General features: G+C 56.6%; 14 protein-coding genes. 10 read left to right on the top strand and 4 right to left on the bottom strand.

What is annotated here, in order from left to right; translation table 11 throughout:
• Positions 1 to 36: 36 nt before the first annotated feature.
• A complete protein-coding gene (locus QKW35_RS09770; RefSeq protein ID WP_282352701.1) occupies positions 37 to 1,056 on the bottom strand; it encodes a type I glyceraldehyde-3-phosphate dehydrogenase in 1,020 nt (339 codons plus the stop codon).
• Between the two features lie 54 nt (positions 1,057 to 1,110).
• Entirely contained in the window at positions 1,111 to 3,105 is a 1,995-nt protein-coding gene (tkt, locus tag QKW35_RS09765) for a transketolase (RefSeq protein ID WP_282352700.1), read from the bottom strand.
• Between the two features lie 300 nt (positions 3,106 to 3,405).
• Here tkt and metK point away from each other — a divergent pair, with 300 nt between their 5' ends.
• From metK to QKW35_RS09715, 10 genes are all read left to right on the top strand, one after another.
• Positions 3,406 to 4,596 carry a methionine adenosyltransferase gene (gene metK / locus QKW35_RS09760; RefSeq protein WP_282352697.1) on the top strand — a complete coding sequence of 397 codons (1,191 nt, stop codon included), beginning with the start codon at positions 3,406 to 3,408 and terminating at the stop codon, positions 4,594 to 4,596.
• Between the two features lie 120 nt (positions 4,597 to 4,716).
• Positions 4,717 to 6,840, top strand: a complete 2,124-nt coding sequence (locus tag QKW35_RS09755; RefSeq protein ID WP_282352696.1) for an EAL domain-containing protein — start codon at positions 4,717 to 4,719, stop codon at positions 6,838 to 6,840.
• Between the two features lie 43 nt (positions 6,841 to 6,883).
• A complete protein-coding gene (locus QKW35_RS09750) occupies positions 6,884 to 7,612 on the top strand; it encodes a 16S rRNA (uracil(1498)-N(3))-methyltransferase (protein WP_282352695.1) in 729 nt (242 codons plus the stop codon).
• A gap of 138 nt (positions 7,613 to 7,750) precedes the next feature.
• Positions 7,751 to 8,704 carry a glutathione synthase gene (gene gshB / locus QKW35_RS09745; protein ID WP_282352693.1) on the top strand — a complete coding sequence of 318 codons (954 nt, stop codon included), beginning with the start codon at positions 7,751 to 7,753 and terminating at the stop codon, positions 8,702 to 8,704.
• A gap of 11 nt (positions 8,705 to 8,715) precedes the next feature.
• A complete protein-coding gene (locus QKW35_RS09740) occupies positions 8,716 to 9,651 on the top strand; it encodes an energy transducer TonB family protein (RefSeq protein ID WP_282352691.1) in 936 nt (311 codons plus the stop codon).
• A 90-nt stretch (positions 9,652 to 9,741) separates the two neighbouring features.
• Positions 9,742 to 10,308 carry a YqgE/AlgH family protein gene (locus QKW35_RS09735; RefSeq protein WP_282352689.1) on the top strand — a complete coding sequence of 189 codons (567 nt, stop codon included), beginning with the start codon at positions 9,742 to 9,744 and terminating at the stop codon, positions 10,306 to 10,308.
• A 6-nt stretch (positions 10,309 to 10,314) separates the two neighbouring features.
• Positions 10,315 to 10,791: a Holliday junction resolvase RuvX gene (gene ruvX / locus QKW35_RS09730; RefSeq protein WP_282352688.1), complete on the top strand. Its 477-nt coding sequence runs from the start codon at positions 10,315 to 10,317 to the stop codon at positions 10,789 to 10,791.
• On the top strand, positions 10,772 to 11,281 hold the full coding sequence (gene pyrR / locus QKW35_RS09725) for a bifunctional pyr operon transcriptional regulator/uracil phosphoribosyltransferase PyrR (protein ID WP_282352687.1): 510 nt from the start codon (positions 10,772 to 10,774) through the stop codon (positions 11,279 to 11,281). The genes ruvX and pyrR overlap by 20 nt, the downstream gene beginning before the upstream one ends.
• A 21-nt stretch (positions 11,282 to 11,302) precedes the next feature.
• Positions 11,303 to 12,307, top strand: a complete 1,005-nt coding sequence (locus QKW35_RS09720; protein ID WP_282352685.1) for an aspartate carbamoyltransferase catalytic subunit — start codon at positions 11,303 to 11,305, stop codon at positions 12,305 to 12,307.
• A gap of 5 nt (positions 12,308 to 12,312) precedes the next feature.
• The gene (locus QKW35_RS09715) at positions 12,313 to 13,590 is read left to right on the top strand and encodes a dihydroorotase (RefSeq protein ID WP_282352684.1); all 1,278 of its coding nucleotides are present in this window, start codon (positions 12,313 to 12,315) and stop codon (positions 13,588 to 13,590) included.
• Between the two features lie 80 nt (positions 13,591 to 13,670).
• On the opposite strand, the gene QKW35_RS09710 is transcribed toward QKW35_RS09715, so the two are convergent.
• The gene (locus QKW35_RS09710; protein ID WP_282352683.1) at positions 13,671 to 14,849 is read right to left on the bottom strand and encodes a PilT/PilU family type 4a pilus ATPase; all 1,179 of its coding nucleotides are present in this window, start codon (positions 14,847 to 14,849) and stop codon (positions 13,671 to 13,673) included.
• Between the two features lie 21 nt (positions 14,850 to 14,870).
• Positions 14,871 to 15,905, bottom strand: coding sequence for a type IV pilus twitching motility protein PilT (locus QKW35_RS09705; protein ID WP_282352682.1), 1,035 nt, complete (start codon positions 15,903 to 15,905; stop codon positions 14,871 to 14,873).
• Positions 15,906 to 15,961: the final 56 nt, after the last annotated feature.

Below are 15,961 nucleotides of genomic sequence, written 5' to 3'. Positions count from 1 at the left end.
ACGTGTCCTAACTCTTTCTAAATAAAGTAATTGAAATTAGCTTTTAAGCTGCAACCAATGCTGGCCCACATCCAGCATACGGTTGGCAAAGCCCCATTCGTTATCAAACCAGCACAGCATTTTCACCAGCGTACCGCCGGAAACCCGGGTCTGGGTGCCGTCGACGATGCCGGAACGCGGATCGCGGTTAAAGTCTACCGAAGCGTGCGGCTCATCGGTATAGCCCAAAAGTCCGTTTAGCTCGCCATGCGCCGCCAGCTTGAAGATCGCATTGATCTGCTCGCGCTCAGCCGGCCGCTTCAGGTTCAGCGACAGGTCCATCGCAGAGACATTGATCGTGGGCACCCGCAGGTGCAGACATTCGAAGCGCTCTGCCAGGTGAGGCAGCAAACGATCGATACCACGATTCAGCCCGGTATCCACCGGGATAATGGAGTGCAGCGCACTGCGCGTCAGGCGCAGGTCGGTCTGGTGATAGCTGTCGATCACCGGCTGGTCATTCATCGCCGAGTGGATGGTAGTGGTCACACCGTTCTCGATCCCAAAGGCCTTATCCAGCAGATACAACACCGGCACCACACAGTTGGTGGTACAGGATGCTGCCGATACAACCGTATGGTGTGCCTGCAACAGCTTCTCATTCAGGCCATACACGATGGTGGAATCCACCTCGTCGGTGGCGGGTTGAGAGAACAACAGCCGTTTAGCACCAGCCTGCAGATGGATCTCAGCAGTGGCACGATCCTTAAACGACCCGGAACACTCCAGTACCAGATCGATGCCCAGTTCATCCCAAGGCAGCTTGGCAGGATCGGATTCGTTCAGAACCAGAATCTGGTCACCGTTAACCTGCAGGTGGGTACCGTTATGGTCAACCGCCACCGGGAAACGTCCGTGGGTGGTATCGTAGCGGGTCAGATAGGTTACGGTATCAATGTCAGAGAGTTCATTGATCGCCACAACTTCCAGGATATCGCGATAGCCGTTCTCGTAGATGGCGCGCAGAACACACTGGCCGATACGGCCGTAACCATTGATAGCGACGCGGTAGGTCATCAACAGGGCTCAAAACAACAGGGGCAGGTTAATAAAGCTGCCCCTTTTTACGGATCAGAGCAGAGATTTAACAGTCTCTGCTACGTTTTCGGTGGTGAAACCGAAGTGCCTGAACAGGTCGCCTGCGGGTGCAGACTCACCGAAGGTGGTCATACCCACGATCTTGCCATTCAGGCCAACATACTTGTACCAGAAGTCAGCCTGCAGGGCTTCAACCGCTACACGCGCAGTCACTGCAGATGGCAGTACCGCTTCACGGTATTCCGCATCCTGCTGGTCGAACAAACGGGTTTCCGGCATGGAAACAACACGGACCTGCTTGCCTTCTGCCGCCAGCATTTCAGCCGCGTCCATTGCCAGAGAGACTTCGGATCCGGTTGCGATCAGGATCGCATCTGGCTGACCGTCGGTGTCACGCAGAATGTAACCACCACGTTTGATGTTGGCAATCTGCTCAGCTGTACGCGCCTGGTGTGGCAAACCCTGACGGGAGAATACCATTGCCGTCGGGCCGTCGTTACGCTCCAGTGCAGATTTCCATGCTACCGCGGATTCAACCGCGTCACATGGACGCCAGCAGCTCAGGTTCGGCGTGTGGCGCATGTTGGCTACCTGCTCAATTGGCTGGTGAGTCGGACCGTCTTCGCCCAGACCGATGGAATCGTGGGTGTAAACGTGGATTGCACGCTGCTTCATCAGTGCAGCCATACGCAGGGCGTTACGTGCGTACTCCATGAATACCAGGAAGGTCGCACCGTACGGTACGAAACCACCGTGCAGAGCGATCCCGTTCATCATCGCGCTCATACCGAATTCACGTACACCGTAGAACAGGTAGTTGCCGGATGCGTCGTCAGCGCTCACACCTTTAGCACCGGACCACAGAGTCAGGTTGGAGCCCGCCAGGTCAGCGGAACCACCCAGCAGTTCAGGCAGTAGAGGACCGTATGCGTTCAGTGCATTCTGGGATGCTTTACGGGACGCGATAGTTTCGCCTTTCTCAGCCACTTCAGCGATGTACGCTTCCGCCTGCTCGGAGAAGTCAGCTGGCAACTCACCGCTGATACGACGCAGCAGCTCTTCAGCCAGTTCAGGGTATGCTTCACGGTATGCAGACAGACGCTCGTTCCACTCGTTTTCAGCGTGGGTGCCAGCTTCTGCGGCATTCCAGTCAGCGTAGATCTCTTCCGGTACTTCGAATGGGCCGTGTGCCCAACCCAGACGCTCACGGGTCAGTGCAATCTCGTCGTCACCCAGTGGTGCGCCGTGGCAGTCCTCTTTACCTTCTTTGTTCGGGGAACCAAAACCGATGATGGTTTTGCAGCAGATCAGGGTTGGCTGATCGGTGTTCTCTTTCGCCTGCTCGATCGCTGCGCGGATCTGATCCGGATCGTGACCGTCAACACCCGGGATTACCTGCCAGCCGTAAGATTCGAAACGCTTCACGTTGTCGTCGGTGTACCAGCCTTCAACTTCACCGTCGATGGAGATACCGTTGTCATCCCAGAACGCGATCAGTTTGCCCAGCCCCAGCGTGCCTGCCAGGGAGCATGCTTCGTGGGAGATGCCCTCCATCATGCAGCCGTCACCCAGGAACACGTAAGTGTTGTGGTCAACGATGTCGTGGCCTTCGCGGTTGAACTGCGCCGCCAGGATCTTTTCTGCCGCTGCCATACCCACGGCGTTGGTAATGCCCTGACCCAGTGGACCGGTGGTGGTTTCTACACCCGGGCAGTAGCCGTATTCAGGGTGACCCGCTGTTTTGGAGTGCAGCTGACGGAAGCTCTTCAGATCATCAACAGAAACGTCGTAACCGCTCAGGTGCAACAGAGAGTAGATCAGCATAGAACCGTGGCCGTTAGACAGCACGAAACGGTCGCGATCAAACCACATTGGGTTGGTCGGGTTGTGCTTCAGAAAATCGTTCCACAGCACCTCGGCGATATCCGCCATACCCATTGGTGCACCCGGGTGACCGGATTTTGCTTTCTGAACCGCGTCCATGCTCAACGCGCGAATCGCGTTGGCCAGTTCTCTGCGAGAGGACATTCAATCTGCTCCTGGGGGTTGAACCCATTAAATTACGAAAGGATAGGACCCAAATAAGCCGCAATTTTCTCGCAGATAGAATTTTGCTTCAAATAGGAAATCACTGTTTTCAGAAAAAATGAGGCAATTTCATATGAAAATATGAAAATTTCATGAAAAACCCGAACCCGAATCATGCAAATTTGCCGACAGAGAGATAGAATATCGCGCAAATCACCTTTCAAACGAGTCTGCCCCCAGCCATAAAGTGGGAATCTGCGGCTCAGGTTTACCCTTAACTGATGAGGATACTTAGCTGAAATGAGCGAATACGGCTTGTTCACTTCCGAATCCGTGTCCGAAGGTCACCCGGATAAGATTGCGGATCAGATCTCCGATGCTGTGCTGGATGCGATTATCGCTGAAGATAAGTACGCACGCGTAGCTTGTGAAACCATGGTAAAAACCGGTGTTGCGATCATCTCTGGTGAGATCAGCACCTCTGCCTGGATCGACCTGGAAGAGCTGACCCGTAACGTGATCTGCGAGATCGGTTACAACTCCTCCGATGTAGGTTACGACGGCGAAACCTGTGGTGTAATCAACATCATTGGCAAACAGTCTGTGGATATCGCTCAGGGTGTTGACCGCTCCAAGCCTGAAGATCAGGGCGCAGGCGACCAGGGCCTGATGTTCGGTTACGCCTCCAACGAAACCGACGTTCTGATGCCAGCTCCGATCACCTACTCTCACCGTCTGGTTGAACGTCAGGCCGAAGCACGTAAATCCGGCCTGCTGCCATGGCTGCGTCCGGATGCAAAGTCCCAGCTGTCTTTCCGTTACGAAAACGGCAAGCCAGTGGGTATCGACGCGGTGGTACTGTCTACCCAGCACGATCCGGATGTGAAGCTGAGCGACCTGCGCGAAGCGGTTATGGAGCTGATCATCAAGCACACCCTGCCAGCAGAGTGGATCAACAAAGACACCAAGTTCCACATCAACCCAACCGGTAACTTCGTGATCGGCGGTCCTGTGGGCGACTGTGGTCTGACCGGCCGTAAGATCATCGTAGATACCTACGGTGGTATGGCCCGTCACGGTGGCGGTGCATTCTCCGGTAAGGACCCATCCAAGGTGGACCGTTCCGCAGCCTACGCGGGTCGTTACGTTGCGAAGAACATCGTTGCTGCAGGCCTGGCGGATCGTTGTGAGATTCAGGTGTCCTACGCCATTGGTGTAGCACAGCCGACCTCCGTATCCATCAACACCTTCGGTACCGGCAAGATCTCCGATGACAAGATCATCGAACTGGTGCGCGAGCACTTCGATCTGCGTCCTTACGCAATCACCAAGATGCTGGACCTGCTGCACCCGATGTACAAGGCAACTGCAGCCTACGGCCACTTCGGTCGCGACCCGTACGAGATGACTGTGGGTGATGACACCTTCACCGCATTCACCTGGGAACGCACCGACAAAGCAGACGCCCTGCGCGCGGCGGCTGGCCTGTAATTCAGGCCTACAGGAAAAAGCACCTTCGGGTGCTTTTTTTTTGGTCAAATCCCTTCAGAATTTGACACTTATAGCGCTAACCTATAGAAATCAATAAAACTTATTCTTCTCTGGCTAGCTATGCGCCTTAGCGACATCACGATACACCGCAAACTCTTTCTGCTGGTGCTGATACTGGTCTGTGGGACGCTGATCACAGCCGGCTTTGCCCTGAATTTTAATAAGTCCGATATCCTGGAAGGTCGCAAAGCGCGTATCCAGAGTGTTGTTCAAGCCGGCCTCAGCCAGATTCAGGCACTGAGCGCCCATCTCGACAAAGGCACTATCAGCCAGCAGCAATACGATCGCCAGTTGCTGGAGCTGATCCATGCCACCCGTTTCTCCGGCAGTGAATACCTCTACCTGTTCAATCTGGATGGCATCAACGTCGCTCATCCACTGATGCCCGAGCTGCGCGGCACCAACCAGATGGATATGCAGGATGAAGACGGCACCTATATCACCCGTGAAATGCTCGAAGGAGTCAAAGCCAACGGCTCTGTTTTCTGGCAATTCCGCTGGCCAAAACCCGAGGGGGGCCCTGCCGTATCAAAACTCGGTTACGCCGAACAGGTCCCGGGGACTGAGCTGGTGTTGGGTTCAGGCGTCTATCTGGATGACCTGGAAGCAATTTTCCAGGCCCGCACCAACACCTACCTGGGCATCACGCTGGCCGTGTTATTGGCGGCTTTGATTGGCACTTACTGTATAGCCCGCAACATCACAAAACCGGTGGGGCGCCTGGCGCGCCAGATGAATACCCTTGCGCAGGGTGAGCTGGACGTTGAGCTGATCGACACCACCCGTCGCGACGAAGTGGGCGATATCGCCTGCGCGGTACAGGTGTTCCGCGATCACCTGATTGAAAATCACCGCCTGCGACTGATTCAGGAACAGGTCATCTTTCTGGAAACCTTTGACCCGGTCACACGCCTGCACAACCGCCAGGCGCTCGGCGAAGCGATCAACAAAGAGATAGCGCGCCACGACCGCGATCACAAACAACTCGCCGTTATTGTCATCCGCCTAGATCTGCTACACGAGATCACTATCGAAAAAGGCAGCGAAACACGTGACGAGGTACTGATTGCACTGGCAGCCCGCATCCACGACAAACTGCACGCGGATGATATTCTGGCACGCCTGTCGGAAAATACCTTTGGCCTGCTGCTGCCTAACGTGGAAAGCCGCGAATCCCTGGAAAGCAATTGCCGTCAGCTGCTGGAAACCATCGCCCAACCGATCCCACTGGAGTCACACCATATTCAGCTCTCTGGCCGCCTCGGTATCAGCGTCTTCCCAGATGACGGCGGTTATGATTTCCAACTGATCGGCCGCGCCGAATCCACCGCATCCCTGGCTAAGCGCCAGGAGCGCGATCTGATGTTCTACGATCCCCGTGCCCTGAACGAAACCGATCACAGCATTGAACTGTGGCAAGAGATGCAAAAAGCTTTGGAGCAGGATCAGTTCTACCTGGTGTTCCAGCCGCTGTTTGATCTAAAGGACAACACCCTGATCTCCGCCGAGGTCCTGATCCGTTGGGAACACCCGGAAAAAGGCTTTATCTCCCCGGCCCAGTTCATCCCGTTGGCTGAGCAGAGCGGCCTGATCTCCCGATTGGACGCCTGGGTACTGGAAGCAGTCGCCAAGCAGATCCGCAACTGGCAGGACCGTCAGCTCACGCCTCCGCGTATTGCAGTCAACCTGTCAGGCATCAGCTTCCTGCGTCCTGACTTCATCGACACCCTGACCCGCATCTACGGCAGGTACAATGTGTCACTGGACCATCTGGAACTGGAGTTAACCGAAGGCGTACTGATCGACGACCTGGACCGTATCAGCGACCAGCTCAACAGCATCCGAGCCACCGGTGTCAGTATCTCCATCGATGACTTCGGTACCGGATACTCCTCACTGAGCCGTATCAAAAACCTGGCGATCGACAACGTGAAGATCGACCGCTCCTTTATCGACGATCTGGATAACTGCGCCCAGGACCTGAAGATCGTTGAAGCGATCATCCTCATGGCCCAGGGCCTCAACCTCAGTGTCATTGCCGAGGGTGTGGAAACCCAGGAGCAGCTCACCATCCTGCGCCAGCAGGGCTGCGATACGGTACAGGGCTTCTTCCTCAGCCGTCCGCTCAAGGTAGACGCGTTTGAAGAGTTGCTGGAGCAGGATCTGGTGATTGAAGTAGACTAGGGTCTGGTAACACTAAGGCTTCCGCTGAACTTCGAGAGATCCCATGCGCATCCCCCGCTTTTACGATGACCAGCCCCTGGCTGCCGAGCAAGTTGTTGAACTGAGTGACGCTGTTGTCCAGCATGTCTGCCGTGCCCTGCGCATGCGCGTGGGTGACCCGATCGTTCTGTTTAATGGTGACGGTAACGAGTACCACGCACAGCTGGAAAGCGTTGAAAAACGCCGTGCCAGCGTGCGCATCCTGAAGGTCACCCAGCCTGCCGTCGAATCGCCTCTGCAGATCCGTATCGGCCAGAGCCTCTCCCGCGGGGAGCGTATGGACTACGCAGTACAAAAGGCAACCGAGATGGGTATGCAGCGGATGTTCCCGCTGTTCTCTGAGCGCTGCGAAGTAAAACTGAACAACGAGCGCCAGGACAAGCGCATCCGACACTGGCAGCAGGTTGCAATCAGCGCCTGTGAACAAAGTGGTCGCTGCGCGGTCCCAACCATCAATGCACCACAAACGCTGGAGCAGTGGGTTCAGCAGGAAGATGCGGAGCTAAAACTGGTATTACACCACCATACCGCCACCCCACTCGGCGCTTTCACCCCACCACAATCCGTTGCCCTGCTGATCGGTCCTGAAGGCGGACTGACCGAGGAGGAGGTGGAGCTGGCGCGGGATCATGGCTTCCAGCCCGTTGCGTTCGGCCCACGCGTGATGCGTACCGAAACTGCGCCGGTAGCAGCCCTCGCCCTTTTGCAGCACCTGTGGGGCGACTGGCGATAAACTGCGCCAATACTTGAATTGTGCAGCAATGCCCGCATAAATGAGAACGGGCACAGCAGATTGCAGCCACCCCAAATTACGGACAGAGACGCACCCGCAGCGGCGTTGACTCGCAACCGATAGAGGTTTACAGCTTTTATGACGATCAAGATCGGCATCGTGATGGACCCGATTGAGGACATCACCTTCAAGAAAGACAGCTCTCTGGCCATGCTCTGGGCGGCACAGCAGAAAGGCTGGGAACTCTGGTATATGGAACAGCAGGACCTGTTTTCCCGCGACGGCAAGGTAAAGGCGATGATGGCGCCACTTAGCGTGAAGATGGACCCGGAAGACTGGTTCTACCGCGGCGAATACCAGGAACGCAACCTATCCGATCTGAACGTGATCCTGATGCGCAAGGACCCACCGTTCAACAACGAATTTATCTACAGCACCCACCTGCTGGAGATGGCCGAAAAAGAAGGCACACTGATCGTCAACAAACCGCAGGCATTGCGCGACTACAACGAGAAGCTGTTTGCCACCGAATTCCCTCAGTGCTGCCCACCGGTACTGGTGTCCCGTCGCGAAGACTTGCTGCGTGCGTTCCATGCCGAGCATAGCGACGTGATCTTTAAACCGCTGGATGGCATGGGCGGTTCCCAGATCTTCCGTATCCGTGAGGACGGCAACAACCTGGGGGTGATCATCGAGACGCTGACCAAGTACGGCACCGAAACCATCATGGCGCAGAAATACATCCCGGAGATCAAGGATGGCGACAAACGCATCCTGATTGTGGATGGTGAGCCGGTCCCTTACGCCCTGGCCCGCATCCCGATGGCAGGTGAGACCCGCGGCAACCTGGCTGCGGGCGGCACCGGCGAAGGCCGTCCTCTGTCCGAGCGTGACCGCTGGATCTGCGACCAGATCACCCCGGTATTGAAAGAGCGTGGCCTGATGTTTGTTGGCCTGGATGTCATCGGCGACTATCTCACCGAGATCAACGTCACCAGCCCAACCTGCATCCGCGAACTGGATACCCAGTTCAACCTGGATATAGGCATGCGCCTGATGGATGCGATTGAGCGCAAGCTCACTAGCAACTAAGGTCCTGACGGGTGGACAGTTCCCGACGTACCCAAGCGTTGCTTAGGCTACTGTTCACCCTGATTCTGGCTGCCGGCCTACACCTGGCGCTGTTTGCCACCCTGCCTCTTGATCCGGTTACCGCCCCACCAACAGGCAACACCCTGCACCTGACTCTCACTGCACAGCCCTCTGAGCCTGAGCCTGAGCCTGAGCCTGAGCCTGAGCCTGAGCCTGAGCCTGAGCCTGAGCAACAGGCTACGCCGGTGACGCCGGCAAGACCACACGTCTCGCCTGTTAAAACCAACGAACCGACGGTAAAGGCACCGGCAATCGAAAAAACCGCGGCACCCAAGGTTGCCCCCGCAGCACCCCGTGTGCGGACAAAGCCGAACGCAACATCAGCAAAACCGAAGGCATCAGCTCCAGTGGTTAAAGCCACGCCTAAACCCGCAGCGGCTCAGAAAACCCTCGAAAGTAATGTTCAGTCTCCAGCAGTTGCAAAGAGCGAACCCACACAGATACCCAACGCACCCACAGGCAGCTTGATCGCGCGCAGTCTCACACTGGCTCGTAGCAACAACCTGGGTGACTTTAGCGCTGCGCCGGTGGGTCAGCGCACCAAGCGGCTGGTCGCAGGTAAAAAAGCGTCCCTGGAAGAAAACAGCTACTTGCGTCACTGGCGCGAAAAGGTACAGCGTATAGGAGCCCGCAACTATCCAGAATCGGCCCGCAACGAGAAACTCAGCGGCAGCCTGCGCCTGCTGGTCACTCTGCGCTCGGACGGTTCACTGGAGGAAGCGGTCATACTTATCTCATCGGGCAACCGCGCGCTGGACAACGCAGCTGTTCGCATTGTTAAGCTGGCCGCGCCGTTCCGACCGTTCCCGGTGGAGATGAAAAAAAAGATCGACCGGCTGGAAATTGTCCGCACCTGGAAATTTGAGAACAATACTGTCGTATACTGAAGCAAGGCACCTGTTGGATCTGGAGTTCATGCGGGTTGCATAAAACACATGGACGCCCGGCGCATAATCATCTGACTAGCGGGAGTAGTAATGTCACAGACCACCGCCAACCTTCGCGGGCACTTTCTGATCTCCATGCCCCACATGCAGGACCGCTATTTTGCGCAGTCACTCATCTATCTATGTGAACACAGCGAATCCGGCTCCATGGGCCTGATTATCAACCGCGCCATCCCCATGGACCTGCAGGAGCTGTTCAGCCATCTTGAGATGCCCTGTACCGAAACCGTCCGCCAGGCCCCAGTCTTCTTTGGCGGCCCGGTGCAAACCGAACGCGGTTTTATTTTACACCCGGCTCTCTCCGGGCACTGGAACACCACCTGCGACATCGACTCGATCGCCTGCCTGACCACCTCCATCGACATCCTGGAAGACATTGCCGCGGGCAAAGGCCCGGACGAATGTATCGTGGCCCTAGGATATGCCGGATGGGGTGGCGGTCAGCTGGAGCAGGAGATCAGCGACAACGCCTGGTTAAGCTGTCCGGCGAATTCAGATATAATGTTCCGCACTCCGATCGAGGAACGCCTGAACGCAGCCGCCGCGCTGCTGGGTATCAACCTCGATCTCCTGACAGCAGACACCGGACACGCCTGAGCCGCCATGAGCGACGACTTTCAACAGGTGCTGGGGTTCGACTTCGGTACATCCCGCATGGGGATCGCCTATGGCCAGTCGATAACCGGCACAGCAACTGCACTGCCCCCACTGGCAGCCCGCGATGGTATTCCCGATTGGGACAAACTCTCCGCCGTAATTGACGAATGGAAACCCCAGGCCATCGTGGTGGGCATCCCGCTGAATATGGATGGCACCATCAGTGACATGGCGCGCCGTGCACGTAAGTTTGCCAACCGTCTGCACGAGCGTTACAAGGTACCGGTCTTCCTGATGGACGAACGTCTGAGTACGTCGGAAGCCAAAGAAATTCATTTTGCTGCAGGTGGCAGCAGTAACTTTCGCAAGGAATCCGTGGACGGAATCGCGGCACAGCTGATTCTGGAGAGCTGGTTTAACAGCGGCTCCCGTATTCCAAGCCATACCCGATTGGAGGACCTCTATGATGTCGGGCAGTCCTAGTGTTGACGCACTGCTGGATAAGATGGGTCAGGAGCTCAGCGCCCTGATCAGCCAGCGCAAAATCGACGATCCGTTAATGATCGGCATTCACACCGGTGGCGTGTGGCTGGCCGAGCGCCTGCACAAGCAACTGGGCCTGGAAGGTCCGATGGGCGTATTGGATATCTCTTTTTACCGTGATGACTTCACCAAGATGGGCCTCAACCCGAAGGTGAAACCGTCCCAGCTACCGACCTCCACTGAAGGTCGCCATATCCTGCTGGTTGATGACGTCATCATGTCCGGCCGCACCATCCGTGCCGCCATGAACGAACTGTTTGACTACGGCCGTCCGGCCTCCATCACTCTGATCACCCTGCTGGATCTGCAGCGCCGCGAGCTGCCGATCCAGGCAGATGTAGTTGGCGGCACCCTGACCCTGGGTGACAACCAGCTGATCAAGCTGACCGGCCCGGACCCACTGACCCTCGAAATCCGCGAACGTCCCTGAGACAGTATTTGAGCGAGCGCTATGTTTGAGCAAACCGATCCAAACCAGATCCAACTCAATTGCGAAGGACAGCTGAAGCACTACCTGACCACTGAAGGTCTGTCCCGTGAGATCCTCACCGAGATCCTCGATACCGCGGATTCCTTCGTGGATATGAGCGAACAGGAAGTTAAAAAGGTCCCGCTGCTGCGCGGTAAGACCGTGGTTAACCTGTTCTTCGAGTCCAGTACCCGCACCTTGTCTACCTTCGAGTTGGCAGCCAAGCGCCTGTCGGCGGACGTACTGAATCTGAACATCAGTACCTCCTCTACCTCCAAAGGCGAGACGCTGAAAGACACGCTGATGACCCTGGAAGCGATGCATTCCGACATGTTCGTAGTGCGTCATTCCGACAGCGGTGCGGCCCACTTCATCGCCGAGCACGTGACGCCGAAGGTGGCCGTGATCAACGCCGGTGACGGCCGTCACGCACACCCGACCCAGGCGATGCTGGATATGTTGACCATCCGCCGTCACAAGGGCGACTTTGCGCCACTGACCGTAGCGATTGTGGGCGACATCCTGCACAGCCGTGTGGCCCGCTCCCAGATCCACGCCCTGCGTACTCTGGGTGCAGCTGAGATCCGCGTAATCGCACCACAAACCCTGCTGCCACGTCACATCGAGGCACTGGGCGTCCGTGTATTTACCAACATGGAACAGGGCCTGAAAGACGTGGACGTGGTGATGATGCTGCGCCTGCAGAAAGAACGCATGAACAGCGCTCTGCTACCAAGCGAATCAGAGTTCTACAAGCTCTATGGTCTGAGTGAAGAGAAACTGGCACTGGCAAAACCAGATGCCGTGGTGATGCACCCAGGTCCGATCAACCGTGGTGTTGAAATCGCTTCCTCGGTAGCAGACGGCCCCCGCTCTCTGATCCTCAATCAGGTGACCAACGGTATCGCCGTACGTATGGCGGTGATGTCGATGTCCATGAGCGGACAGGCTACCGAGAAACAGAAGCAGGCAGCGAGCGGAGAGTAACGCAGATGAATATCAAAATTCAGGGTGGTCGCGTTATTGATCCGGCCCAGCAGATTGATCAGGTCACCGACCTCTACATCAGCGGTGGCGAAATCGCCGCGATTGGCGACAAACCAACCGGATTCAGCGCCGACCAGGTGATCGATGCCAGCGGCAAAGTGGTCAGCCCGGGCTTTATCGACATGTGCGCCCACGTACGTGAGCCGGGTTACACTATCAAAGGCACCATTGCCTCTGAAACCCAGGCGGCAGTCGCCGGTGGTATCACCACTATGATCACGCCACCGACCACCAAACCGGTAATCGACACCACTGCGGTGGCTGAGCTGATTCTGGAACGTTGTGAAGACCTGGGCAAAGCCAAGGTCCTGCCGATGGGTGCCCTCACCCAAGGCTTGGAAGGTCAGATGCTGGCGCCGATGCACGGCCTGGCCAGTTCCGGTTGTATCGCCTTCAGTAATGCGCGCGAGCCTATCGCCAGCTCGCTGATCCTGATGCGCTGCCTGGAATACGCCGCAACCCACGATCTGTTGGTACAGTTCCAGCCACAGGACGCATCCCTGACCGCCGGTGGTCACATGCACGAGGACACCACCTCCACCCGTCTGGGCCTGAACGGCATCCCGGAAGCAGCAGAAACCATCGAGGTGGCCCGCGCTCTGACGCTGATAGAACAGACCGGTGTCCGTGCACACTTCGGCCAGCTCTCCTGCGAACGCTCCGTGCGCATGGTGATGGACGCGCGCGAGCGCGGCCTGAACGTGAGCGCCGACGTTGCGATCCACCACCTGCTGCTGACCGACGAGAACGTAAACGGCTTCAACAGTGACTTCCACCTGATTCCGCCTCTACGCAGTCAGCTGGACCGCGCCGGCCTGCGGCAGGCGCTGATTGCTGACGGCATCCAGGCACTGTGTTCCGACCACCAGCCCCACGAAGCTGCCGCCAAGGATGCACCGTTTGCAGCTACCGAGCCGGGTATGACCGGCCTGGAAACCCTGCTACCACTGTCCCTGATGCTGGTTGACCAGGGCCTGCTGGAGCTACCGCAGCTGCTGGCAAAACTGACCAGCCTACCAGCGAAAATTCTGGGTCTGGACAACGGCAATCTGCAACCGGGTACGGTGGCGGATGTATGTATCTTTGATCCGGACGCCACCTGGAAACTGACCGAAGAGACCAGTTTCTCCAAGGGCAAGAACACCCCGTTCATGAACTTTGAGCTGAAGGGCCAGGTGACCCACACGCTGGTTAACGGCAAGCTGGTGTACAGCCGCGACTAAGCCTGAATCCACCGCCACAAAAAAGGCCGCATTCAGCGGCCTTTTTTATTCCACAAGCAAAGCTTACAACCTAACCGGCGTTAGGGTTTCTTACCCATATTCGGCATGATCGGATGACCACCCAGGTCGTCGATATAGTCGTCTTCGCCCTGCAGGGAGAACTCCGCCTCGTCGATCTTCTCCAGTTCCGGATTGGTTTTCGCGTCCAGCTTGATCATCAGGCGCAGGTCGTTGGCGGAGTCTGCATGGCTCAGCGCGACGTCATATTCGATCACGCCCCCCTTGTAGAGAGTAAACAGCGCCTGGTCGAAGGTCTGCATACCGAGGTTGGTGGACTTCTTCATCACCTCTTTAATCTCATGGACATTGCCCTTGCGGATCAGGTCCTGGATCAGCGGTGTATTGATCAGTACTTCAATCGCCGCACGGCGCCCCTTACCATCTTTGGTTGGCAGCAGTTGCTGCGCCACAATCGCTTTTAGGTTAAGGGAGAGATCCATCCACAACTGGTCGTGATGTTCCGGCGGGAAGAAACTGATGATGCGGTCCAATGCCTGGTTGGCGTTGTTGGCGTGCAGAGTCGCCAGACAGAGGTGACCGGTTTCAGCAAAGGTCAGGCCGTACTGCATGGTTTCCTTGGTCCGGATCTCACCCATCAGGATCACATCCGGCGCCTGACGCAGGGTATTTTTCAGCGCCACCTCGAACGAGTCGGTATCGATCCCCACTTCGCGTTGGGTCACGATGCATTGCTTGTGCGGATGCATAAACTCGATCGGGTCTTCAATGGTGATGATATGGCCGCGGCTGTTGCTGTTGCGGTAGTCGATCATCGATGCCAGAGAGGTGGATTTACCGGTGGAGGTACCGCCGACAAACAGGATCAAACCGCGTTTGGTCATCGACAGGGTTTTCAGCACTTCAGGCAGGTTCAGCTCGTCAAAGCTTGGGATATAGTCGTTGATACGACGCAACACCATACCCGGCACATCGCGCTGATAAAACGCGGACACACGAAAACGTCCCATAGTCGGAATAGAGATGGCAAAGTTGCACTCGCGGGTGCCTTCAAACTCCGACAGCTGCTTGTCGTTCATGGTGCTAAGCACCAGCGCACGCGACTGTTCGCCACTGATCGGTTCACGTGTCAGCGGCTTCAGCGTGCCATCCACCTTGATGGTGGGACGGGCATCGGCGGTTACAAAAAGGTCTGACGCATCCCTGTCGACCATCACTTTAAGTAGCTGAGTAAAATCCACAGCTTGCTCCTTACAGCATCATTAGAACGCAGTTGGGTTCTGCGCTTTCTCTCGAGCAGCTTCGCGGCCGATCAGGCCTTTCTGCAACAGTTCACCCAGGCTCTGGTCCAGCGTTTTCATCCCAAACGAGGCACCAGTCTGGATCGCGGAGTACATCTGCGCCACCTTGTCTTCCCGGATCAGGTTGCGTATCGCAGGCGTACCGATCATGATCTCATGAGCCGCCACTCGACCGCCACCACTCTTCTTCAGCAGCGTCTGCGCAATAACCCCCTGCAGGGATTCCGACAGCATGGAGCGCACCATCGCTTTCTCTGCCGCCGGGAATACGTCGATAATACGGTCGATGGTTTTGGCCGCCGAGGTGGTGTGCAGGGTGCCAAACACCAGGTGACCGGTTTCCGCAGCGGTCAACGCCAGCCGGATGGTCTCCAGGTCACGCATCTCCCCCACCAGGATAATATCCGGGTCTTCACGCAGGGCCGAGCGCAGAGCGTTGGCAAAGCCGTGGGTATCGCGGTGCACCTCGCGCTGGTTGATCAGCGACTTTTTGCTCTCGTGTACGAATTCTATCGGGTCCTCGATGGTGAGGATATGATCGGCGCGGGTTTCGTTGATGTAGTCGATCATCGCCGCCAGGGTGGTACTCTTACCGGAACCGGTCGGACCGGTCACCAGCACCAAGCCGCGGTTCTTTTCTGACAGGTCACGGAACACTCCTCCCATGCCCAGCTCTTCCATGCTCAGCACTTTACTAGGGATGGTTCGAAATACCGCTGCAGCACCGCGGTTCTGGTTAAAGGCGTTGACACGGAAACGCGCCAGCCCCGGCACCTCGAAGGAAAAATCCACTTCCAGGTTCTCTTCGTACTCTTTTCGCTGCTTGTCGTTCATAATCTCATAAACGAGCGAGTGAACCGCTTTGTGGTCCATCGCAGGCAGCTTGATGCGGCGAACATCGCCGTCAACACGGATCAGCGGCGGCATCCCAGCCGTCACATGAAGGTCAGATGCATTCTGCTGTACAGCAAAAGCCAAAAGTTCAGTAATATCCATCGTGTGTTGTGTTCCAATACCACTTCAACGTAGTGGTTAGTTCTAGCAGAATAGGC

Origin of the sequence: Pontibacterium granulatum, assembly GCF_029961155.1 — a bacterium.
Classification (GTDB): domain Bacteria; phylum Pseudomonadota; class Gammaproteobacteria; order Pseudomonadales; family Balneatricaceae; genus Pontibacterium; species Pontibacterium granulatum.
Note: the sequence above shows the minus strand (reverse complement) of the source record. Positions and strands in the feature narration are given on the sequence as shown.